Raw genomic sequence first — 21,346 nt, forward strand, 5'->3', positions numbered from 1 at the left:
AATAATGAATAAAAACAAAAAATTCCCCTTTTGTCATAAAAAAATCTTACAATTATGCTTACATAACATCATGCGCTAACTTCAAAATTGCCTCTGCTGCTTCATCAATTGTTAAGTCGGTCGTATCTAAATACACTGCGTCAGCAGCTTGAATTAACGGTGAAGCTTCCCTCTCGCTATCCAACTTATCACGAAGGGCAATTTCTTCTTGTAAACGCTCAATAGATGATTGAATCCCGCGACGCTCATTATCAAGGTGACGACGACGAGCACGCTCTTCTACCGAGGCAGACATAAATACTTTTAGCTCCGCTTCTTTTAAAACATGTGTAGCAATATCTCGCCCGTCCATTACAACACCGCCACTTGCAGCTAATTGCTGCTGCATCGCAACTAAAACTTCACGTATATTAGCATGTGCAGCTAGCTGCGAAACATTCGCTGTTACCTCATTCGTACGAATAACATCCGATACATCAATACCATCTACGTAAACAAGTTGACCATTATTAGACGGTGCCAACTCGATTTTTGTTGCACTTAACATCTTCTCTAGCGCGTCGCTATCATCTAATTGTATGTTTTGTTGTAGCGCTTTATGCGTTACAGCACGATACATCGCTCCTGTATCGATGTATGTAAAATTTAATTTTTCCGCTACAATTTTCGCAATCGTACTTTTCCCTGCACCTGCTGGGCCATCAATTGCAATTTGAATTTGTTTTGTCATTCATATATCCCTACTTTCCTTACCATTCCATTATATATGAAATAAGAGACAATCGTTAGCCAAATAACTTGAAAATAGGCTGTAAGGAACAGGAGCTGTCCAAAAAGTATTTCTTTTAAGACACGCCCCTCCTTACAGCCTCTGTGTTACCCCGCATTAACGGGCAGTATGACTCTCCGTTCTAAGATTCACTGCCCGTAAATGCCCGATTAGTTCAACTAACAATCCGTGGAAATGCTTCCACTGATTGAAGTTTCACTTTATAATTCGTTTAATTCTTTTTTGCGCTGAAGCAATTGGCGCTCAAAGCATAAACGCACAATATGCTGCTTATCAACATCATCCGTATCTGTCAGTTGCATTGAGGCAATTTGCATCCCGTTTTCCTCATAAATACGAACAACGCGCGCATCTGTTTGTACATACTTTATCTCACCGTTGACAAAAGGAAGTACAACTGTTAATTGAACCGTATCATTTTCCTTAAAGTTGGTCGGTTGAGTTAAACGCAGAGATAACCCTCCGGCGCTTATATCTTGCGCGATAAATTGATAGAAAGTCCCATCATATTCTACCGCTACATCAATTGGTGTTTCAATCCGTACAAACTCTCTTCGTTGAATTTTTGTAAATTCATTGGCTGGCGGACATGAAAGCATCACCATCGGTATACGATCGTTTTTCCGCCCCATCACTTTCGTTGTAAAGCTATAGCTATTACCCTCCGTATAAAATACGGCATGGAACTGTGCTCCATCCAGTAAAAATGCTGTTTTTTTCGTGAAATCATTGATTGGATAATCCACGTAAATAAGATCGTCATCCTTTTCCACCACTTTACACCTAAATTTCTCCATTCTCTCTGTATACATTGGCTCTAACATTAACATCGTTCCAATTTTTAATTCCATGATTTTCTCCTCGTGCATTTACATTTTCTATGTCTATTATCGCACGCGGTTTCCAAATTATCTATATTATTATTCTTCAATGCCAACTTAGGTTAATGTATCAATTTGAATGACTTCATGTGTTGTGCCATCTACAACAACACGGAATGTATCATACTGTTTATCCGGTAGTCGTGCAATAACTTCATAGCATAGACGTAGTTCATATGCATCATTTTCTGTGTAAATTTTCTTTTCATCCTCTATTACAACGCCTTCACCAAAAAATGCCGACCAATCAATTGGCTTTAGCTCCTGCTCTTTAATCGTTTCCTTTTGGATATACTCCATAGCATTAATACCGAGCACTTCGCCGTTATCCTTTGCAATTTTCACTTGCACACTATCAGGGTAGACGAGCGCATCATTTACTTTACGTGTGAAAACAAAATGCCATGCTATATGATTTTCTCTCATTTCTGTGATGACTGTATCTTCAAACCCTGCATCTGCCATTATTTTTTCTGCTGCTTGTACAATTTCCTCATGCGACAAAGCAGTATTTTTCATTGGGCGCTCTAGTAAAAATGATAAAACATGGCCACCCTTTTCTGTAATATCGGCATAACCTATACGCGAGCCCCTAACAAATTGAATATGATAAAACGGATACGGGGCATCATCGCGACTTTTTGTAACAGTCATTGTTGCATCACTAATTAAAGGGAATACTGTTTGCAATCTTTCAAGTGCTTGTGCCTTCGTTAACGGCTCATCCATTAAATGCTGTAGCTCACGCTTTTTCTGATAATCACTTTCGCTTGCCGTTAAAGGAAAGTCGGTTTCATTAAAACTTTTCAAATCAGCTGATACTTTCGCAAAGTTTGAATTTCCTACTTCATCAGATGTAATTTTCGACCATTTTCTATAGTCGCCATCTTGCTGAAAGTAATTTGCTGTAGCAACAGTCCATTCTTCAGTTAAGGCATGTAAATTGCCATTCACTGCTTCCATCTTTTTTCGCCATTCTGTTGCATCTTTCGTTGCCGCAGTACGTTTTGCTTCATCTCCAATACGGCCTAAATAACGCATCCAATCATTTGCTACATCCTGATGTAAAGGCAGGCGTGAAACTGCATTACGCATATCACTACTTACACGCCAAATCGTATCAAGCTCTTTGTGTAATGCATTTTCATCTTGAAAAAGCATTGATTTTGCAATAGAAGAATGCAATAAAGAGAGCTTTTCTGACGCATTCGTTAACTCATTCGTATAATGGGCATGTACAGCCCTTTCCAATGAACGCTGCTTTGTCGTTACATCGTACGCATAAACAGCTAAAATCAATACAACAATACCTAATAAATAAACTGCATTTCTCATACTTCACCTCTAATAGCAAAAGATATGTTGACCTATTTGCTTAATTTGTGGACGTGTCCAAATCCATTTGCTCGTCGCTGTTTTCGGGTTGAAATAGTATAGTGCATTTTCCGTTGGGTCCCAACCATTCATTGCATCAAGCACAGCTTGTTTTGCTCGTTCATTTGGCGTCAACCAAATTTGACCGTCTGCCACTGCTGTAAAAGCAAGCGGCTGAAAAATAATATCGGAAATACTGTTTGGGAAATCGGGGGATTCAAGTCGGTTTAAAATAACTGCTGCCACTGCTACTTGTCCTTCATATGGCTCGCCGCGTGCTTCTCCAAAAACGGCATTTGCCATCAGTTGCAAATCACGTTCTGTATAGTTAGGGGGAAGCTGCATAGAACCACTATTGGAATTATTTTTACTACTTTCCGTACTACTACTGCCTCCTTTTACTTGATGTTCAAGTGGCATACCACCATAGTGTGTAAAATGGCTACCTTTCGCAATTTGCTCTTTAACAAAACTCTCGTTATAGTTCGACTGTCCAACTAGCTTTTGTTTTGTTGTGTTACCCGCAATACCATCTACCTCTAAGCCATAGTCCTGTTGAAATTCACGCAATGCCCAATACGTGCCATAACCAAATTTGCCATCAATCTTGCCATGATAATAACCTATATACTGCAAACGGGCTTGCAGCTCAATAACATCATCTCCAAAAGCACCGCGCTGAATCACTTGTGCCGAAAAGGCATCGGATTGCTGCGGCTGCAAAAAGAGTATACTTAGCAAGAAAATAATGAATAATTTTTTTCTCATGCACACCTCTCCTTTTTTCATAGCATGCGAAGTGCGCCTTGATTTATACATCTGATATTTATTTTTCTAATTGGAGCAGAGCTTTCCTAACAAAAAAGCAAAAGGTATCTGGAAAGTGGCGTGTCTGCCTACTTTTCAAATACCTTCTAATGTCGATTGTTTTCAATTAAATGTTCAATTAAATGTTGATGGGCAAGCTTTACTTTACGTAAGCCAAACCACCATAAAAACAGCATAAACGGCACCATTAAGTAAATAAAATTGCCACCTAGCGTCCAAATCAAATTATAGCTAAAATGCAACGCAATCGGAATAAATAACGATAAAAATAAATATTCCTTTTCTTTATCATTATTGGAAAACTTATTTTTCCCAAAATAATAGCCCATTACAACACCAAACAATGCATGGCTTGAAACAGGAAGTAATGCTCTCACAAAGGCTGTATCTAAGCCAAACGATAATAAATATAACACATTCTCAACAGTAGCAAAGCCGAGTGATACAGCCGCACCGTATAAAATGCCATCATATGGATCATCAAACTCAATATGTCTAAAAATGAGAATAAAAATAATAAGCCACTTAAAAAATTCCTCAATCGTACTTGTAAACACAACATTGGTCATAAATGGAGAGGTAAGCGCTCGTTCTTCTTCCACCACATATTGAATAAATAAAATAGGAAATGTCACCACTGCCCCGTATAAAAATGCTTGAATAAGCGTTCTACGTGGCTCTGTAGCCATTTGATTGCGCATATAAAAATAGCCTAAAAGAGCTAGTGCTGGAGCTATCGCTGCTGATAATAGTATGAACATATAGTAAGCTCCTTTTCTATATAGATAAAGTGAAACTTCAATCCGTGGAGGTTTTCCTCCTCCCCACTGATTGTTAGTTGAACCAATCGGGCTTTTACGGGCCTCCCACTTATCATTTGCGTATTTTCACTTAAGTTTGTCTTACTGCCCGTTAATGCGGGGTAAAACATTCCTTAACAATTTATTTAGATATTGTTATTATAACATTAAATGCATTCATACTGATTTCAAAAGGGGATTTTTTTATGTCAAAAAAAACGATTTTATTAATTCATACGGGTGGTACGATTTCAATGAAAATGAGCGCGGACACAGGCGCAGTTATGCTAAACGAGCAAAACCCGCTAAGGGCAGAGAAGCATATGCTCTCGACCTACGCTAATATTATCGAAGTAGAGGCGTTTAATTTGCCGTCACCACATATTACGCCAAACGAAATGCTACTGCTGCGCAATTGTATTGCTGAGCATGTTGATAAATATGCAATTGACGGAGTAGTGATTACACATGGTACAGATACATTAGAGGAAACAGCCTACTTTTTAGATTTGACAACACGCTATAATTTCCCCATCGTTCTAACTGGGGCAATGCGTTCTTCCAATGAACTTGGAGCAGATGGCGTATATAATTTATTAGAGGCAGTGCGTGTAGCCTGCTCAAAGGAAGCACGTGAAAAAGGGGTACTTGTTGTTATGAATGATGAAATTCATCATTCATTTAATATTACAAAAACATCGACTTCTAGCGTCAATACCTTCCAAAGCCCGCAATATGGCCCTATTGGCTTAATTACAAAAAAGACAGTACATATCCATCATATGCCTGTAAAGCGCCAATTTGTAGAAGTTGAAAAAATAGAAAAGCGCGTCGCTCTCCTAAAAGCTTATGCAGGGATGGAAGCCGATTTAATTGATGCGGTGGCTACATTACAATACGACGGACTTGTGTTAGAGGGCTTTGGACAAGGTAATGTCACACCTGCCGTGGCAAAACGTATCAAAACACTTGTAGCAAACGGTATGCCTGTCATTCTTGTATCACGCTGCTTTAACGGTATTGCAGAAGGGGTTTACGGTTATGAGGGGGGAGGCAAGCAACTAGAAGATGCAGGTGTTATTTTCGCTACAGGCATCAATGGTCAAAAAGCTCGCCTAAAGCTATTAATCGGCTTAAACCAAGTGCATCATCCTGTCGAGCTGAAGGACTTTTTCTAACTATAAAAGCGCCCAAAAAACCTTGCGGTTGCCGGTATTTTGGACAGTAGCGAGGATGTTTCACAAAATGTTGATTCATATAAACAGAAAACGCCTCTTTTAAAAATGGGATGAACATTGGCTTTAGCAGTGTTATCCTTCAAGCGATGAAAACATTTATTTCAATGCGGCATCAAAACAAAATGAACTTTTCGGACAACACCTTTATAAATAATTATAACAAAAAGCAAGCTCCTAATAAGATGAATGAAAAATTCCTCACATCAAATTAGGAGCTTACTATATTTAAGGACGTCGTGGTGCTTTAAATTTCTCCTGAACCGCCTTCGCAATCATCCCACCATGGAAGCGTCCATTCTCTATAAAGATTTCATTGGCATTATTACCTGCCGCAATAACACCTGCGATAAATAGATTTGCAACATTCGTTTCCATTGTCTCCTCATTAAAATGCGGGCGACCAGTTGCCGCGTCAATTTCGACACCCATTGCGTGAATAAAGTCATGGTCAGGGTGATAGCCTGTCATTGCAAAGACGAAATCATTCGCAATTTGCAAATGCTTGCCTGCTTTAGAAATAACGACTTCATCTTCATAAATCGCTTTTACTTCGCTATCAAAATGCATCACAATTTCACCTGAGCGAACTAAAGCATCAAACTCTGGTAGCACCCATGGCTTGACACTCGGCGAATATTCACTCCCACGATAAACGACTGTAACATGTGCCCCAGCCTTTTGTAGCTCTAACGCGGCATCTACAGCCGAGTTTTTACCACCAATAACCAATACCTTAGTATCGAAAAATGGGTGTGCCTCTTTAAAATAATGATAGACCTTTGGCAAATCCTCACCTGTAATGCCCATAAAATTTGGGTTATCATAATAGCCTGTTGCAATGATGACATATGGTGTTTCATATAGTGCTTTACTCGTTGTAACTTTGAAGTTGTCGCCACTTTTTTCTACCTTTTCAACCTTCTCGAAGCGGTGAATATTAATTTTTTTTGCACGCACAACCTCACGATAATAAACGAGTGCTTGATTGCGCCTCGGCTTTCGTTCCTCCACAATAAACGGTACATCACCAATCGCTAATTTTTCACTCGTGCTGAAAAATGTTTGGTGTGTTGGGTAATTATACAGCGAATTAACGATATTGCCTTTTTCAATCACAACAGGACGTAAACCAATCGCCTGTAACTCAATTGCCGCTGCCAAGCCACAGGGACCACCACCGACAATTAAAGCGTCTACTTTATGCATACTTCATTCTCCTTACTTTTCTTCAATTGTCACATCGATTACGTGACACTCTGGCTTCGCACCTAAGCGCAATGGCAATAATGTCGTACCATAGCCATTGCTTATAAGCGTCGGCACTCCATTTCGCACAGAATAAGAGCCTTTCGGATGCACACCGAATTTCCAAAAACGAATTTGTCCGCCATGCAAATGTCCACCCATCATTAGCTGCGGTGTAAAATAACGCTCTACACGATAAAAAACTTGCGGATTATGTGAAATAAAAAATGTAATATCATCCGTTTGGCATTTCGCAAATGCCTGCTCAAAGCTATATTTTTTTGTGGATGTATCTTGAATGGCGCTAAGCCATATGCGATTTTGCCCTGCGAGTAATTGCGCATCATTTTCAAGTATTGTCACATCCATTTCAGCAAATAACTGACGTAAGCGTTGCTCTCCTACTTCATGGTCATTATTTCCCCAGACAAAGTAAATAGGACCGAGTTGCTGCAACTGTTCAATATTGCTGCGCACCCGCTCAAATGGTGTACGCCTATCGCATAAATCACCGCCGATAATGACCGCCTCTACTTTTCCGATTGCTTTTAGCATTTGTTGGTTAATGAGACGCAAATGAATATCTGAAATAAAAAAAATACGCAAGCTTTGAGGGGTTTGACCTTGCAGTTGTAAAGGATGATGACGCACATTATTTTCAAATGCTTGACGCCACATATACCAAATACATACGCAAATAATTCCTACTCCTATTAATATGAATTTCACACTTTAAAACCCCTATTCGATGGCATTTCTTACGGAAACAGGGCTACCTAGAAAGGTTAAATCCCTCTAGGTAGCCCTCTTAGTATATTACAAAAAACACGTCATTCGTTAATATTTGCTTTATTATTTTTTCATCTTATTGCGGAATAATAAGTGTTTGTCCAACGACAATATTTTCTGAGCTTAAATTATTCGCTTGCATAATTTTTTGCACGCCGTTTCCATTATTATAATATTTTAAAGAAATACGATACAGGTTTTCATTTGGCTGAACGACATGTGTTTGAGATGAGGCTAGCTTTTCTGCATCTTCCTTCGCCTGTTTTTCAGCTTGTGCTTTTGCTGCTGCCTCTTTTTCGGCTTGCGCCTTTGCCTGTGCTTCTTTTTCAGCCTGTGCTTTCGCCGCCGCTTCCTTTTCGGCTTGCGCCTTTGCTTGTGCCTCTTGTTCAGCCTGCGCTTTCGCTGCCGCTTCCTTTTCAGCCTGTGCCGCTGCCTCTTGCTCAGCCTTCTCTTTTTCGGCTGCCGCTATTTGCTGTTCATTATTTTCAATAGATGGCTTGTTCGGCTCCACTGTGACCGAACCATCCTTTTCCACTGCTAAACTTTTCGGCTCATAAAAGAAATGTACATAGCCTAATACAAGTAAAGGTATAAATATAAACAATATCGTCATATTTCGAATAAGTGGGCTTTTTCGTTTTTTAGGTTTTTTACTTGTGCGTGACTTTCTTTCTAATCGACCATCAAATTCGATTTCTTGACGGTGCTCTTCAATTTTTTCTCTATAATTTTCTTGTGTCACAACACACCCCTCCTTACACTACTATTCTATAAACATATTATGACTAAATTCTACAAAAAAATCAATCGCGCTTCACCCTAGCAGTATTCGCTGCAAACGCTCCTGCCATGTTAATTGCTGGTCTGGCTCTTCAATAATTAATTGTGCAGTAAGTATTTCTTCAAAAATAAGACCACAATTTTGGCAGCAATTCGCCGTTTTTTCAGTTAGTTGTTGACCGAAATAATGAACAATTTGCTCGCGCATACAATTAGTCGAATGTACGACTTGTAGCATTTCCTGTACCGCTTTATATTTATCTAGCTCCATTTGCTGCAAGCGTATTTGCACAGCTTCACTACTTTCCTGCTGCATCCAATAGTGCAAAACACGAAAAGCCGTTTCAGAAATCCCGCCAGCCTCAAGCAGGCGTATCGGATTATGTCCGTTTGCCAAGTAGCTCATATATTGTTCAATATGCTGAGTTTTGGGCAAATCCTCCGTCACGATAAATTGAGAAAATTGCTCATCTCCATCTGCATAGAGCAATGTCGCTACTGCCGGCTGTCCGTCCCTACCTGCACGACCAATTTCCTGCATATAATTCGCAATATTTGATGGCATAAATTCATGAATCACCTGACGAATATTACCTTTATGTACACCCATGCCAAATGCATTTGTTGCCACAATCCAATCTAACTTGCCGCCTAAAAATTGCTGCTGAATAAATTGGCGGTCCTCCGCCTCCTTGCCTGCATGATATGCCGCCGCTGCAATCCCACGCTCGAGAAGCGCTAAGCTAAGCGCCTCTGTTTTACCGCGCGATTGCGTATAAATAATGCCTGGTCCCTCTGTCGTTTGAACATGCTCAAGTATCCATTTGATTTTTTCATCCTTCTGTTGAAAAAAACGCTTTGCTAAATGAATATTCGGGCGATTCACTGAATGTAAAAAATAAAAAGGAGACTGCATTGATAAATAGGTTTCAATATCTTGCAATACCGTTTTAGTTGCCGTTGCAGACAACGCTAAAATGGGCGGTTTATTATTCGTTGGAATGATTTCACTTAAACGCAAATAATCAGGACGAAAGTCAAAGCCCCATTGCGAAATACAATGTGCCTCATCCGCTACGATAAGCCCAAGCTTCATCTCCTTAAGGCGCTCCTTTACTTGAGGTTGCATCAGCATTTCTGGGGATGCGAAAATAAAGCGATATTCATGTAAGAAATGTAGAGCATAGCGCTTTTGCTGTGCTGTTAAAAATGAATTTAGAGCTATAACACGCTTTTCGCCAAATTGCTTCAATTGGTCCACTTGGTCTTGCATTAAAGATAATAGCGGGGAAACAATAAGCACTGGTGCATCTAATAAATAGGCTGGGAGCTGGTAGCATATGGATTTCCCCATACCTGTTGGTAATAGCGCAATGACATCTTGTCCGGCTAAAAGCTGCTCAATTACTTCTTTTTGCCCCGGTCGAAAGCTCGTATAACCAAAATGCTTTTGCAATGCTTGCTCCAACATTTAATTGCCCCCTCTCGCTAATACTAAACGCAATTGGAAATAAGTAAGATGCGGTAAAGCCTCACGTAATACTTTTAATTTTTTCGTAGCCCGTGATGAAATCTCATGTTGCACCTGTAGAAGCTCCTCTTGCTTAATAAAATGCTCGATTGGAAAAGTGGCATCGTGCATCGCTAGCTCAACTAAATGGTCCTCTATCGTGCTTTGCTTGAGATTTCTTGTATGGGCTATTTGCTGGAGCGAAAAGCCTTGCTCAAAAAGCCTTGCTGTTTGAAAGGCCGAGTCTGTTAGTGGCATGCGAATGCGGAGCTGCTGCGCAATATCAGCTAAATACGGATACTGTGTAATATGCTGCAGCCAATTATGTAAAGCGGAAATATAAAGGAGCTGGACATCCATTTCCGTACGCTCTGCATGATAGGCAAGCTGCTGCCATGTAAGACCGGGCATATCGACACCTGTTAAACGATTGATTAATAGCTCTCGCTGCTCTTCTGTTACAGCCAATGATTCCAAGCTATCCGTAATTTCCTGCAACAGCAACACTTGTAAAGCCCCAGCTTGATATTGGTGACGTCTTAAAAATTGACGTGCAAAATACTGTATTTTTTCATCGCGTTGAATGGGGATAAACGCTTTTATCTTCGCTGATTGATGAGATAATGCTTGCACAATAAGAGAAAGACGCGCATAAAAAATATGCTCGTTGCCCCGATAATGCCAACCGTCAAAGGTGCAAGGAACGCCCTTTTTCGCCTGCTCTATCCCACTAGCTGTCAATGTATAATAACCAGCTTCATCCATATGCAAATAGTTCGCTTCCACAAAAAGTTGAACAGATTCATTAAATTTTTGTCTTGAAAGTTTTGGCAGCAGACTAAAATAAGCATGCAAGGAAAAAATGCCAGCATCCTGTATTGTTTGCCCTGACTTTTTACCACGCAGCAAATGATAAGCAGAGGCTACGGTTCTTTCATTATTTAATTTTAAGAAAATTGCTAGTAAAATTTGTTGAAAAATCAACGCTGCCTCCCACCTTCATTCGACAATTTACTTCCAGTATAGCGCAGCTAACAGAAAAAACCTATTAAGTGCTAATTCTCTATTTTACATTTTAAATTGTGACAAAGCGCATCGCATTAGATGAAGTAGTAACAGAGGGCTTTGAAGCGTTTAATGAAGGAAAAAAATCATATTAAAATTCTTGTAAATTCACAAGCTTAATTTAAGGCTGTAGGGAAATGCAGGCTAGCGCCCAATTTTCCTACAGCCCTTTTCTTTTATACGTGTTCGACGATTAACTTCTCATTGTAAAGCTCCACAAACACATCGACAACGGCTGGGTCAAAATGCTTGCCCCTTTGCGCTTGAATTTCCACCATTGTTTCTTCTGGTGTCCACGCCCTTTTATATGGACGCTCATGTGTTAGTGCATCATAGAAATCTGCTAATGCAACGATTCTCGCCTCAATTGGAATAGCCTCACCTGAAATTCCGTTTGGATAGCCTGTCCCGTCCCAGCGCTCATGATGCGCTATCGCAATTTTGCGTGCCATTTTCAGCGTTGAAAACACGCTATTCGCTAAAATATCTGCACCAATTGTCGTATGTGTTTTCATCCGTTCAAATTCATCCGCCTCAAAGCGCCCGGGCTTTAGCAATATATGATCTGGAATGCCGATTTTCCCAATGTCGTGTAAAGGGGCTGCTAAACGAATAAGCTCTATCTCAGCTTTTGGTAAATTTAAACGCTCTGCAATCAAGCCAGATAAATGACCGACACGCTCTGTATGCTCGCCCGTTTCATCGTCACGATACTCTGATGCCTTCGCCAATAAATTTAAAATTTCGTATTTTGCCTGCTGTAGCTCCTGCGTTCTTTGCTGTACTTTCTCTTCCAATAATTGATTTTGCATACGTAACTGACCGTAGAGTACACGTGTTTGTAATAAATTTGTTATGCGTAAAACAAGATCAATTCGATCAATAGGCTTCGTTAAAAAATCGCTAATCCCCTCTTGAAAAGCTTGCTTCTTAGCCTCTGGTGTTAAGTCTGCCGTCAGCATTAATACCGGCAAAACCGCATCTTTACTACGAATCGATTGAAGTATTTGAAGACCATCTAAACCTGGCATATGCAAATCAAGTAAAACAATATCGGGATTTTTCTCTTCAAAGAGAGGTCCTGCTTGAAAAGGGTCCATTGTGCTATATATATGCTCAAATCCTGCACGACGTAAAATGCGCTCTAATAGGCTGACATTATATTCTTGATCATCAACGACTAAAATTTTTGCTTGTTTTATTTCTTCCATTCTTCCCGCTCCATTCATCTACCTGCTAACGCTTTCGTCATTTTTTCAAGTAAACGCTCTAGTACTATCGGCTTCGTATCATAGTCATCACAGCCTGCTTGATAGGCCTTTTCCTCATCCTCTTTCATTGCGTGTGCTGTTAAAACAATGATGGGAATATGCTTCGTCATTGCGTTCGCCTTCAATTGCCTCGTTGCCTCCCAGCCATCAACTACCGGCAAGCTTAAATCCATTAAAATCAATGCTGGCTGCTCCGCTATCGCATAGTCAATTCCTTGTTGTCCATCCTCTGCCGCCACTACAAAAAAACCTTTTCGAGTTAATCTTCTTGCCAGCATATCACGATTCATATCGTTATCCTCTACAAGCAAAATAGTTTGCATTCCATCAAATCCTTTTATTCTTTAATTAAAATTTCCTCGATTTTCTCCAGCAGCATTTTATGTTTAATCATCCCTTTTTGCACGATGCTCTCAACATAGCTACTCAGTTTCAAATGCTCTTCTCCGGTCAATGTTTTAGCAGTTACGACAACAACAGGTATATCACGCCATTCCGTTATTTTCCTTAATTCATCAATAAATTGGAAGCCATCCATTTCAGGCATCATTAAATCAAGTAAAATCAGTTGTGGCTTTTCATTTTTCACACAATCAATTGCATGCTGACCGTTGCGTGCCTGCGTAACAGCATAACCTTCTTTATTTAATAATTTAGTCATCAATTCACTTGTCATTATGTCGTCTTCTACAACAAGCACCTGCAATTGCTGCTTCTCTGTAACATAACGCTCTAACGCACTTACTAGCGACTCTTTATTAATTGGTTTTGTTAAATATTCAGATGCGCCAAGGGAATAGCCTAAAGACTCATCCTTCACCATCGACCAAATAATGACGGGTATATGCTGTAACTCCTCATCATTTTTCAAAGCCGTTAGCACACTCCAACCGTCCATGCTCGGCATTAAAATATCTAGGCAAATCACTTCAGGCTGTAGCTTTCTCGCCATTTCCAGCCCTTCCTGACCATTTGAGGCATAAGCTAACGTCCAGTCCTCCTTTGCTAAATAATGCTTCATTAATTGGTGATTCAATGGCTCATCATCAATATGCAAAACATTTACTTTACTTTTCTTTTCAAGCTTATGCACATCTTCCTTATCGACTATCATGGATTCCTCTACTTTTGACATCGGTAGCCAGCATGTAAACGTACTGCCAACACCCACTTCACTTTCAACGCTAATTGCTCCGCCTAATATTTCACTAAAGCTTTGGCTAATTGCTAAACCAAGCCCTGTGCCACCATACTTTCGCGTTGTGGAAGCATCTGCCTGAGTGAATGGTTGAAATAGCTTGTCTACTTGCTCAGTAGTCATACCAATTCCCGTATCCTGAATACAGAAGCTATAGCCTGCTTGCGCTTTGCGCGTTTCTTCTTCAACCGTAATTGTAACTATGCCATCTTTCGTAAATTTACTTGCATTGCTAATCAAATTAATTAAAATTTGCCTTAGCTTCGTCACGTCTGTTGTCATTTCGCCATCGCTTATTCGCGCTACTAATTCATTATTATTTTGGTCTACAAGTGGCTTAACTGTAGCAATAACATCTTGTACAAGCTGCTGAATCGCAACTTTCTCGAAATATACCTCCATTTTGCCTGCCTCAATTTTTGAAATATCTAATATATCGTTTATTAATGAAAGCAAGTGGCTTCCTGCATTTCGGATTTTAGTTAAATCATCAACAAATAATGTTTCCCCCATATCTTCCGCTTCCTCTGCCAGCATCTCACTATAACCAATAATAGCGTTAAGAGGCGTGCGTAACTCATGGCTCATATTCGCTAAAAATTTACTTTTTACCATATTTGCCTTAATCGCTTCATCATGAGCCTGTTCAAGCTGCGCTGTGCGTTCTTTTACTAATTGCTCCAAATTGCTATTTAGCTCCTTCAGCTCTTCATTCATCTTATATATCTCTTTTGTTTTCTCTTCAATTTCGGAATCCTTAAACGAGATTTTATTCGATAAATAAATACCAAGCAAAGAGATAATTAATGAAAACAATGTACCAGTTGAAATGAAATAGCCTAGAAACTGTTGATTAAAAACGACTCCTGTACTAGATTTCATATTTTCATCTATGTAAAAATGCGCTGCGTGCATCCCAACATAATGCATACCAGCAATAGCTGCCCCCATAATTAATCCACTTCCGAGCTTGGCAAATGTTTTCGGATTCCCCTCTCCATTTCTAAAAAAGAATGCCAATAAAAGAGCAACAAAAGATGCTAAAAGTGCAATTATTATAGATAAAGCAACAAAAGATAAATCGTAAGAAATACCAATTTGCATCGCTTCCATACCAATATAATGCATTGCAACAATTCCAGTAGCTAATGAAGCACTAGCGCTTAATAAGCGCGGCAATGTTAACCGGCTATTACGACTGACTAAATGCAGTGCTATAAACGAGCCAATAATTGCAGCTATTACTGAAATAATGACAATAATAATATTATAGGCAACAGGTACTGGTAGTGAAAATGCCAGCATCCCTACAAAATGCATCGACCAAATACCTAGCCCCATAGCACTCGCTCCAAATAGCAGCCACAGTAGTCTAGATCTCCCCTTTAAATTACTAATTCTTCCAACTAAATCTAATACCGTATATGCTGCTGCAACAGCAACAATATATGAGAAAATGACTAATATTGTGTCATGAGATCCGTGTATATGTTCCATAAAAAAACCCCCTATTCTTAGGTCAACACGAAAATTAATTGCCTAAACTTTTTTCTGTATTTGTATCGGATTAATTCCAACAATATTTAAACCAAAATAAAATTGAACGCTTTCTCTCCACAGCTTTTTATACATTTGTACTAATTAAAATACCTTCTAAATTCTCATTTCACTCCATATTATAATCATTTCTCCAAGTCCTTGTCATGCCTGACACAATTGCTACGCACTTAGACATTTCTATGACAATCAAGTATTGCCTGTTGAAAAGTATAGTGAACCACTATAGAATAAGAAAGAAGCTTATCAGAAAGCGAACGGAAAAAAAGGAGAGAATCTAATGCCAAAATATACAATTGTCGATAAAGATACATGTATTGCTTGTGGTGCATGTGGCGCTGCGGCACCAGATATTTATGATTACGATGATGAAGGGATTGCCTTCGTTATTTTAGACGATAATATGGGAACATGTGCTGTTCCAGAAGATTTATTAGAAGATATGCAAGACGCATTTGAAGGTTGCCCAACAGATTCTATTAAAGTAGCTGACGAAACATTTGACGGTGACTCATTAAAATTTGAATAATATTTGGTGAATCTCTCAAACTTCATAGAGATTTCCAAAATAATGATGACAAGTGTTATACAGAGCATGCAAGTAGAAAAAAATCTATTGCGTGCTTTTTTTTATCGTGTTATAGTTATTTTTAGTAGTTGGTACTAATAACAGATATTATTGTACTAAAGGAGTGCAAATGATGGATATTTTACAATTAAAAAATAAGAATGTTGTTGTGATGGGTGTTGCGAATGAGCGTAGCATCGCTTGGGGCATTGCAAAAAAATTATTTGAAGTAGGCGCAAACGTTATTTTCACGTACCGAAAAGAACGTTCAAAAGGAAAAATTGAAAAAATGCTAGCTGATTATACAGACTATAAAACGGCTGTTATCGAGTGTGATGTAAATAGCGATGACAGCATTGCACAAGCTTTCAAGCAAATTAGCACACGGTTTGGTGACATTCATGGCATCGTCCATTCAGTTGCCTTCGCGCATGCAGAGGATTTAAAAAATCGCTTCCATGAAACTTCACGTGAAGGCTATGCTTTCGCGCAAGATACAAGCGCATATTCATTAGTTGCTGTTAGTAAAGCAGCGAAGCCTTATTTAGCGGATGGTGCTTCCATCGTTACGATGAGCTACTTAGGAGCAGAGCGCGTATTAGACGGCTACAATGTCATGGGCGTCGCAAAGGCAGCTTTAGAGGCAGCTATGCGTTATTTAGCGGCTGACTTAGGCGCAGATAATATTCGCGTCAATGCAATTTCTGCTGGTGCTATTCGTACATTAGCAGCAAAGGGCGTACCAAGCTTCAACCAAATTTTACACAAAATCGAAGAGCAATCGCCATTAAAGCGCAACACAAACCAAGAGGAAGTTGCAGACATGACAATTGTAATGCTCAGCACACTATCGCGTGGCGTAACAGGCGAAACGATATATGTAGACTCTGGCTACAATATTATGGGATAAAAAAGCGTCCAACAAGCCATGCGGTTGCCAGCTTGTTGGACGCTTTTATTGGTCTTTGGATAAATTGTTTGCTCAGCAAAACAGAGAGGGGTTCCCTTGAAAATGTGATGAACACTGGCTTTAGCAGGGTTTCCCTTACATAAAAGTGAAAACATCAAAAAGATATCTCATTTTGCACGTGGGGCTGTCTTAAAAGATTAAATTCCCCCAGCGCAGTGAAAAATCCACTTTACGCTCATTTTATTTTAAATTCAAAAAAATGCTGCTAAATTCAGTGTTTCTCTCGTTTTCAAAGAACCTTCTTGCTATTTTAACGAGTGAATTTTTTAAAATAGCACTATCAAAAGCGTCGAAAGAGCAGGCCACCACACTGCTCTTTCGAAGCCTTTCCCCTTAAATAAATTGCACGAACTCGTTTACTGGCTTGCGATAGCCTCTTAAACGGCGACTTTTTTCCTTTTCCTTGCCAATTGTAATCATTAATACAACTTCTTGATTAGCAGGAATTTGCAGAAGCTCACGCACTTTCTCTTGGTCAAAGCCAATCATCGGGCATGTATCCCAACCTCGATTTTTAGCTGCCAGCATAAACATCATCCCAGATAACGAGGCATTACGGATAGCCTCCTCCTTCATAAACTGCTCTCCTCGACCTTCGTAAAAGACCGTATTTTCCTTAATGAGGTCTTGTAGCTCTCCTTCTGTAATGATGCCTAAGTCACGCATCCCTTGATTCAAGCACTCTGTCTGCCGATAGGCATAGCGATCACCTGTTACGATAAGAACAGCGGAGGCACTATGCACCTTGTATTGACCGTTAGCTGCTTCCCGTATTTGCTCCTTCTTCTCCTTATCCATCACAGCGTAATAATGCGCATGCTGTAAATTAAAAGCTGTTGGCGTATATTTCACGTCATCAAAAATTTCTTTTAAATCAGCCTCAGTAATCAGGACATCTAATAAAAAGTTATTAGCTGAACGACGCTGCTCAATTAGTTGTTGAAATTCCATATGATTAGCTCCCTTATTCATACTCTTTTTCGATATTTTTCGTGCTACGTATAGTATCAATTGGTCGTACTAAGCGTTCAATTTGCTCACGCTTTGGCTCTAAAAGTGGCGGTAAGGAAAGCTTTTCCCCTAGCGTTTCATACGGCTCATCCCCCATAAAGCCTGGACCATCTGTTGCTAGCTCAAATAAAATTTGTGGTGCAACACGAGTATATAACGACTCAAAGAAATGGCGATTGACATAGCCTGATGTATGCAAACCAAAGCTTTCAAAATGCGTCTGCCATTCATCTAGCATTGCACGATCCTCCACACGAAATGCTGCGTGGTGTACCGTTCCAAAACCTTGACGTGCATTCGGCAGTACCGTATTATGCTCTACGATAATTTGAGCGCCATTCCCGCCTTCGCCCACTTCAAATAAATGGAACGAATCTTCCTGTGCAACTTCTTTAAATAGCATTACTTTTTCTAACATTTGCTTGAAGAAAGAAAAATCACTAATGCGAATAAATATTGGACCTAATCCTGTAATTGCATATTCTAATGGAATCGGTCCCTTTTCCCACGGAGTACCTGAAGCAACACCATTATTTGTTTCATCGGAAATGAGCTGATAATGCTGTTCATCAAAGTCGACAAAAGATAATATTTTTTTACCAAATTGCTCTTTTATACCTGTATGCTTTACTTGTAAACGATTAAAACGCTTTGCCCAATAATTAAGTGCCTCATCTGTTGGTACACGGAATGATGTTTTTGAAATTTCATTTGTACCATGTACCCCCTTTGGAATACCTGGGAAATCAAAAAACGTCATATCTGTTCCTGCTGAACCTTTATCATCAGCAAAAAATAAATGATATGTTTGAATATCATCTTGATTGACCGTTTTTTTTACTAAACGCATCCCTAATACGTATGTGAAAAATTCATAGTTCTTTTCTGCACTGCTTGTAATTGCTGTTACGTGATGGATTCCTTTTAAATGATTCATTTGTCATTCCTCCGATATCGTATTGGTTCATAATCCGTTTTGTCGATTATTGTTAACTTTCCACTAATATGCTGAAAAATCCCGCTAACCAATCCTAAAACTCAAATTACCTCGAATTCGAGATAAATTTACCATACATATTTAACGCTGTCAATCACTTAGAAGAAAATATCTTGAATTCGAGATATTTTTCTTGCATATTCAATTTTCAAGTAGTAAAGTGGAAGCAACAACATACAAGGAGCGATTGATATGTATACGATTCCAGGACATCATCATATTTCTATGCTAACAAAAGATGCGAAGCAAAATAATCATTTTTATCGTCATATTTTAGGGTTGCGCCGTGTAAAACTAACTGTGAATCAAGATGCCCCATCGATGTACCATCTCTTTTATGGGGACACAACAGGTAGCCCAGGTACAGAATTATCATTTTTTGAAATGCCTTTTATTGGACGAACACACCGTGGCACAAATGCTATCACACAAATTGGTTTACTTGTCCCTACAGAAGACAGCTTAGTTTATTGGCAACAACGCTTGGCGAACTACAATGTAAAACATGGTGAAATTACGACATATGCCAACCGCCCTGCCCTCCATTTTGAGGACGAGGAAGGTTTACGCATAGTACTCCTTGCCGCAAATGGCGAAGTGATTGATTACTGGCAAACATGGGCTAAATCGCCTGTCCCTGCAGAGCATCAAATTTTAGGTATGGGTACTGTAGAAATAACAGTGAAACGCCTTGATAAAATCGCGAGCACATTGCAAATGCTTAATTACAAAGAAATAAGTCGCACAGAAGATGAAGCAGTTTTTCAATCAATTAAAGGGCAAGCCTTTGGTGAAATCGTCATTAAAGAGCTGGATGGTCCTAGTGAAAAGCCCGGTCGTGGCAGCATTCATCATTTAGCCATTCGCGTGCGCAATCATGAAGAGCTCGCTTATTGGGATGAGCGTGTTAAAGAGCTCGGCTTTCCCACATCAGGCATTATCGACCGTTATTATTTTGAAAGCTTATATTTCCGCGAGTCAAATGGTATTCTTTTCGAAATTGCAACTGACGGCCCAGGCTTTACAATTGACGGAGATATAGCAACACTAGGCGAAAAATTAGATTTGCCACCATTTTTAGAAGGGCGTCGTACAGAAATTGAAGCGCACTTAAAGCCAATCGAAGGAGACAAATAATCATGCAAAATTACCGCATTGACCCAACTAAAGGGATAGAATTTGGACTTTATTCCTTAGGTGACCATATGGCTAACCCATTAACTGGAGAGCGTATTTCAGCACAGCAGCGTATTCAAGAATTAATCGAAGCGAGTACACTAGCAGAACAGGCTGGTATTGACGTATTTGCTGTTGGTGAAAGTCATCAAACACATTTTACCTCACAGGCACATACGGTTATTTTAGGAGCAATCGCACAGGCTACAAAGCATATTAAAATCGCGAGCTCTGCTACTGTTTTAAGTGTAGCTGACCCTGTACGTGTATACGAAGATTTTGCAACAATTGACTTAATCTCAAATGGGCGTGCTGAAATTGTCGCAGGGCGTGGCTCTCGCGTTGGCGCTTATGAGCTATTCGGCTATGACTTAGCTTATTACGAGGATTTATTCGAAGAAAAACTAGAACTATTAATGAAACTTAACGAAAAAGAAAAAATTACATGGGAAGGACAATTCCGTCCACCTTTAATTAATGCGGTGATTTATCCACAGCCAAAGGAAGGCTCATTGCCGATTTGGCGGGCAGTTGGTGGTCCGCCAGCAAGCGCAATTAAAGCGGGACATATGGGTGTGCCAATGATGCTCACAACATTAGGCGGACCAGCTGCAAACTTTAAAGTTTCCGTCGATGCATATCGTGACGCTGCAACTGAAAGCGGCTTCGACCCAGCCAACCTACCAATCGCAACAACAAGCTTATTTTATGTGGCAGAAACAACACAACAAGCAATCGACGAAATGTATCCGCATTTACACAGCGGCTTTCTAGCGATTCGGGGTAGTGGCTATCCTCGCCACCAAGTTGAGCTTGGTAGCAATACAAAGGATGCTCTCATGGTCGGCAGCCCACAGCAAATTATTGAAAAAATGCTCTACCAGTATGAATTATTCGGTCAACAACGCTTCATGGCACAAATTGACTTCGGCGGTGTTCCTTTCAATCAAATAATGAAAAATATCGAATTAATTGGGGACGAAATTATTCCTGCGATTAAAAAGTACACAAAGCAATAACAAAACTTTGCTGAAACATCACCGTAGGGTCGTCTGAAAAGCCATTTTGCGATGAGGATAGTGACAAATAAAGTAGAAGCAGATGTTTTTAGCGAATATTTTATCTAGAAACAAAGGGCTGGAGTTGTCCGAAAGGTCCATTTTGTTTTAGCACCGCATTGAAATCAATGCTTTCATCGCTTCATTTTTACTGAAGGATAACGCTGCTAAAGCCAATGTTCATCACATTTTTAAAAGAGGCGTTCTCTGCTTATAGGAATCAACATTTTGCGAAACATC

Annotated in this window: 20 protein-coding genes; 5 read left to right on the forward strand and 15 right to left on the reverse strand. The window is 39.7% G+C overall.

The features are described 5' to 3' along the window. Positions 1-58: 58 nt before the first annotated feature. The 5 genes from cmk to prsW all read right to left on the reverse strand — a co-directional run bounded on the left by cmk (position 59) and on the right by prsW (position 4,634). Positions 59-730: a (d)CMP kinase gene (gene cmk, locus MHB51_RS05755; RefSeq protein ID WP_066171685.1), complete on the reverse strand. Its 672-nt coding sequence runs from the start codon at positions 728-730 to the stop codon at positions 59-61. 260 nt (positions 731-990) lie between these two features. Then, positions 991-1,641, reverse strand: coding sequence for a flagellar brake domain-containing protein (locus tag MHB51_RS05760; RefSeq protein WP_107942397.1), 651 nt, complete (start codon positions 1,639-1,641; stop codon positions 991-993). Between the two features lie 87 nt (positions 1,642-1,728). Continuing rightward, complete coding sequence (locus MHB51_RS05765; protein WP_342559196.1) at positions 1,729-3,006, reverse strand: PepSY1/2 domain-containing protein; 1,278 nt, start codon at positions 3,004-3,006, stop codon at positions 1,729-1,731. 9 nt (positions 3,007-3,015) lie between these two features. Then, entirely contained in the window at positions 3,016-3,813 is a 798-nt protein-coding gene (gene sleB / locus MHB51_RS05770; RefSeq protein ID WP_107942396.1) for a spore cortex-lytic enzyme, read from the reverse strand. Between the two features lie 146 nt (positions 3,814-3,959). Then, complete coding sequence (gene prsW / locus MHB51_RS05775) at positions 3,960-4,634, reverse strand: glutamic-type intramembrane protease PrsW (protein WP_066171696.1); 675 nt, start codon at positions 4,632-4,634, stop codon at positions 3,960-3,962. A gap of 245 nt (positions 4,635-4,879) precedes the next feature. Between prsW and MHB51_RS05780 the strand changes: the two genes are divergently transcribed. Then, entirely contained in the window at positions 4,880-5,851 is a 972-nt protein-coding gene (locus MHB51_RS05780; protein ID WP_342559197.1) for an asparaginase, read from the forward strand. Between the two features lie 285 nt (positions 5,852-6,136). On the opposite strand, the gene MHB51_RS05785 is transcribed toward MHB51_RS05780, so the two are convergent. The 8 genes from MHB51_RS05785 to MHB51_RS05820 form a co-directional block, all read right to left on the reverse strand. Next, the gene (locus MHB51_RS05785; RefSeq protein WP_066171701.1) at positions 6,137-7,117 is read right to left on the reverse strand and encodes a YpdA family putative bacillithiol disulfide reductase; all 981 of its coding nucleotides are present in this window, start codon (positions 7,115-7,117) and stop codon (positions 6,137-6,139) included. Positions 7,118-7,129: 12 nt separating this feature from the next. Beyond that, on the reverse strand, positions 7,130-7,885 hold the full coding sequence (locus MHB51_RS05790) for a metallophosphoesterase (protein ID WP_235616007.1): 756 nt from the start codon (positions 7,883-7,885) through the stop codon (positions 7,130-7,132). 136 nt (positions 7,886-8,021) lie between these two features. Next, a complete protein-coding gene (locus tag MHB51_RS05795; protein WP_066171705.1) occupies positions 8,022-8,687 on the reverse strand; it encodes a LysM peptidoglycan-binding domain-containing protein in 666 nt (221 codons plus the stop codon). Positions 8,688-8,759: 72 nt separating this feature from the next. Then, positions 8,760-10,196, reverse strand: coding sequence for an ATP-dependent DNA helicase RecQ (locus MHB51_RS05800; protein WP_342559198.1), 1,437 nt, complete (start codon positions 10,194-10,196; stop codon positions 8,760-8,762). Further along, positions 10,197-11,219: a helix-turn-helix domain-containing protein gene (locus tag MHB51_RS05805; RefSeq protein ID WP_342559199.1), complete on the reverse strand. Its 1,023-nt coding sequence runs from the start codon at positions 11,217-11,219 to the stop codon at positions 10,197-10,199. 257 nt (positions 11,220-11,476) lie between these two features. Continuing rightward, complete coding sequence (locus MHB51_RS05810) at positions 11,477-12,511, reverse strand: HD domain-containing phosphohydrolase (RefSeq protein WP_066171713.1); 1,035 nt, start codon at positions 12,509-12,511, stop codon at positions 11,477-11,479. A gap of 14 nt (positions 12,512-12,525) precedes the next feature. After that, positions 12,526-12,894, reverse strand: coding sequence for a response regulator (locus MHB51_RS05815; protein WP_066171716.1), 369 nt, complete (start codon positions 12,892-12,894; stop codon positions 12,526-12,528). Between the two features lie 14 nt (positions 12,895-12,908). Beyond that, complete coding sequence (locus MHB51_RS05820) at positions 12,909-15,266, reverse strand: response regulator (protein ID WP_342559200.1); 2,358 nt, start codon at positions 15,264-15,266, stop codon at positions 12,909-12,911. 340 nt (positions 15,267-15,606) lie between these two features. Between MHB51_RS05820 and MHB51_RS05825 the strand changes: the two genes are divergently transcribed. After that, positions 15,607-15,855 carry a ferredoxin gene (locus tag MHB51_RS05825; RefSeq protein WP_066171718.1) on the forward strand — a complete coding sequence of 83 codons (249 nt, stop codon included), beginning with the start codon at positions 15,607-15,609 and terminating at the stop codon, positions 15,853-15,855. Positions 15,856-16,024: 169 nt separating this feature from the next. Then, a complete protein-coding gene (locus MHB51_RS05830; protein WP_342559201.1) occupies positions 16,025-16,804 on the forward strand; it encodes an SDR family oxidoreductase in 780 nt (259 codons plus the stop codon). A 393-nt stretch (positions 16,805-17,197) separates the two neighbouring features. On the opposite strand, the gene MHB51_RS05835 is transcribed toward MHB51_RS05830, so the two are convergent. Continuing rightward, complete coding sequence (locus MHB51_RS05835) at positions 17,198-17,815, reverse strand: nitroreductase family protein (protein WP_342472772.1); 618 nt, start codon at positions 17,813-17,815, stop codon at positions 17,198-17,200. Positions 17,816-17,828: 13 nt separating this feature from the next. Then, positions 17,829-18,812, reverse strand: a complete 984-nt coding sequence (locus MHB51_RS05840) for a ring-cleaving dioxygenase (RefSeq protein ID WP_342559202.1) — start codon at positions 18,810-18,812, stop codon at positions 17,829-17,831. A gap of 252 nt (positions 18,813-19,064) precedes the next feature. Here MHB51_RS05840 and MHB51_RS05845 point away from each other — a divergent pair, with 252 nt between their 5' ends. After that, on the forward strand, positions 19,065-20,009 hold the full coding sequence (locus MHB51_RS05845; RefSeq protein WP_342559203.1) for a ring-cleaving dioxygenase: 945 nt from the start codon (positions 19,065-19,067) through the stop codon (positions 20,007-20,009). 2 nt (positions 20,010-20,011) lie between these two features. Next, positions 20,012-21,067, forward strand: coding sequence for an LLM class flavin-dependent oxidoreductase (locus MHB51_RS05850; protein WP_107942385.1), 1,056 nt, complete (start codon positions 20,012-20,014; stop codon positions 21,065-21,067). Positions 21,068-21,346 lie beyond the last annotated feature (279 nt).

The organism is Metasolibacillus sp. FSL K6-0083 (assembly GCF_038630865.1).
GTDB classification, from domain to species: Bacteria; Bacillota; Bacilli; order Bacillales_A; family Planococcaceae; genus Metasolibacillus; species Metasolibacillus fluoroglycofenilyticus.

Bases quoted from the DNA above. Each gene is read 5' to 3' on its own strand.
- cmk (WP_066171685.1), bottom strand. From the start codon at position 730: ATGACAAAACAAATTCAAATTGCAATTGATGGCCCAGCAGGTGCAGGG.
- MHB51_RS05760 (WP_107942397.1), bottom strand. From the start codon at position 1,641: ATGGAATTAAAAATTGGAACGATGTTAATGTTAGAGCCAATGTATACA.
- MHB51_RS05765 (WP_342559196.1), bottom strand. From the start codon at position 3,006: ATGAGAAATGCAGTTTATTTATTAGGTATTGTTGTATTGATTTTAGCT.
- sleB (WP_107942396.1), bottom strand. From the start codon at position 3,813: ATGAGAAAAAAATTATTCATTATTTTCTTGCTAAGTATACTCTTTTTG.
- prsW (WP_066171696.1), bottom strand. From the start codon at position 4,634: ATGTTCATACTATTATCAGCAGCGATAGCTCCAGCACTAGCTCTTTTA.
- MHB51_RS05780 (WP_342559197.1), top strand. From the start codon at position 4,880: ATGTCAAAAAAAACGATTTTATTAATTCATACGGGTGGTACGATTTCA.
- MHB51_RS05785 (WP_066171701.1), bottom strand. From the start codon at position 7,117: ATGCATAAAGTAGACGCTTTAATTGTCGGTGGTGGTCCCTGTGGCTTG.
- MHB51_RS05800 (WP_342559198.1), bottom strand. From the start codon at position 10,196: ATGTTGGAGCAAGCATTGCAAAAGCATTTTGGTTATACGAGCTTTCGA.
- MHB51_RS05810 (WP_066171713.1), bottom strand. From the start codon at position 12,511: ATGGAAGAAATAAAACAAGCAAAAATTTTAGTCGTTGATGATCAAGAA.
- MHB51_RS05815 (WP_066171716.1), bottom strand. From the start codon at position 12,894: ATGCAAACTATTTTGCTTGTAGAGGATAACGATATGAATCGTGATATG.
- MHB51_RS05820 (WP_342559200.1), bottom strand. From the start codon at position 15,266: ATGGAACATATACACGGATCTCATGACACAATATTAGTCATTTTCTCA.
- MHB51_RS05825 (WP_066171718.1), top strand. From the start codon at position 15,607: ATGCCAAAATATACAATTGTCGATAAAGATACATGTATTGCTTGTGGT.
- MHB51_RS05830 (WP_342559201.1), top strand. From the start codon at position 16,025: ATGATGGATATTTTACAATTAAAAAATAAGAATGTTGTTGTGATGGGT.
- MHB51_RS05835 (WP_342472772.1), bottom strand. From the start codon at position 17,815: ATGGAATTTCAACAACTAATTGAGCAGCGTCGTTCAGCTAATAACTTT.
- MHB51_RS05840 (WP_342559202.1), bottom strand. From the start codon at position 18,812: ATGAATCATTTAAAAGGAATCCATCACGTAACAGCAATTACAAGCAGT.
- MHB51_RS05845 (WP_342559203.1), top strand. From the start codon at position 19,065: ATGTATACGATTCCAGGACATCATCATATTTCTATGCTAACAAAAGAT.
- MHB51_RS05850 (WP_107942385.1), top strand. From the start codon at position 20,012: ATGCAAAATTACCGCATTGACCCAACTAAAGGGATAGAATTTGGACTT.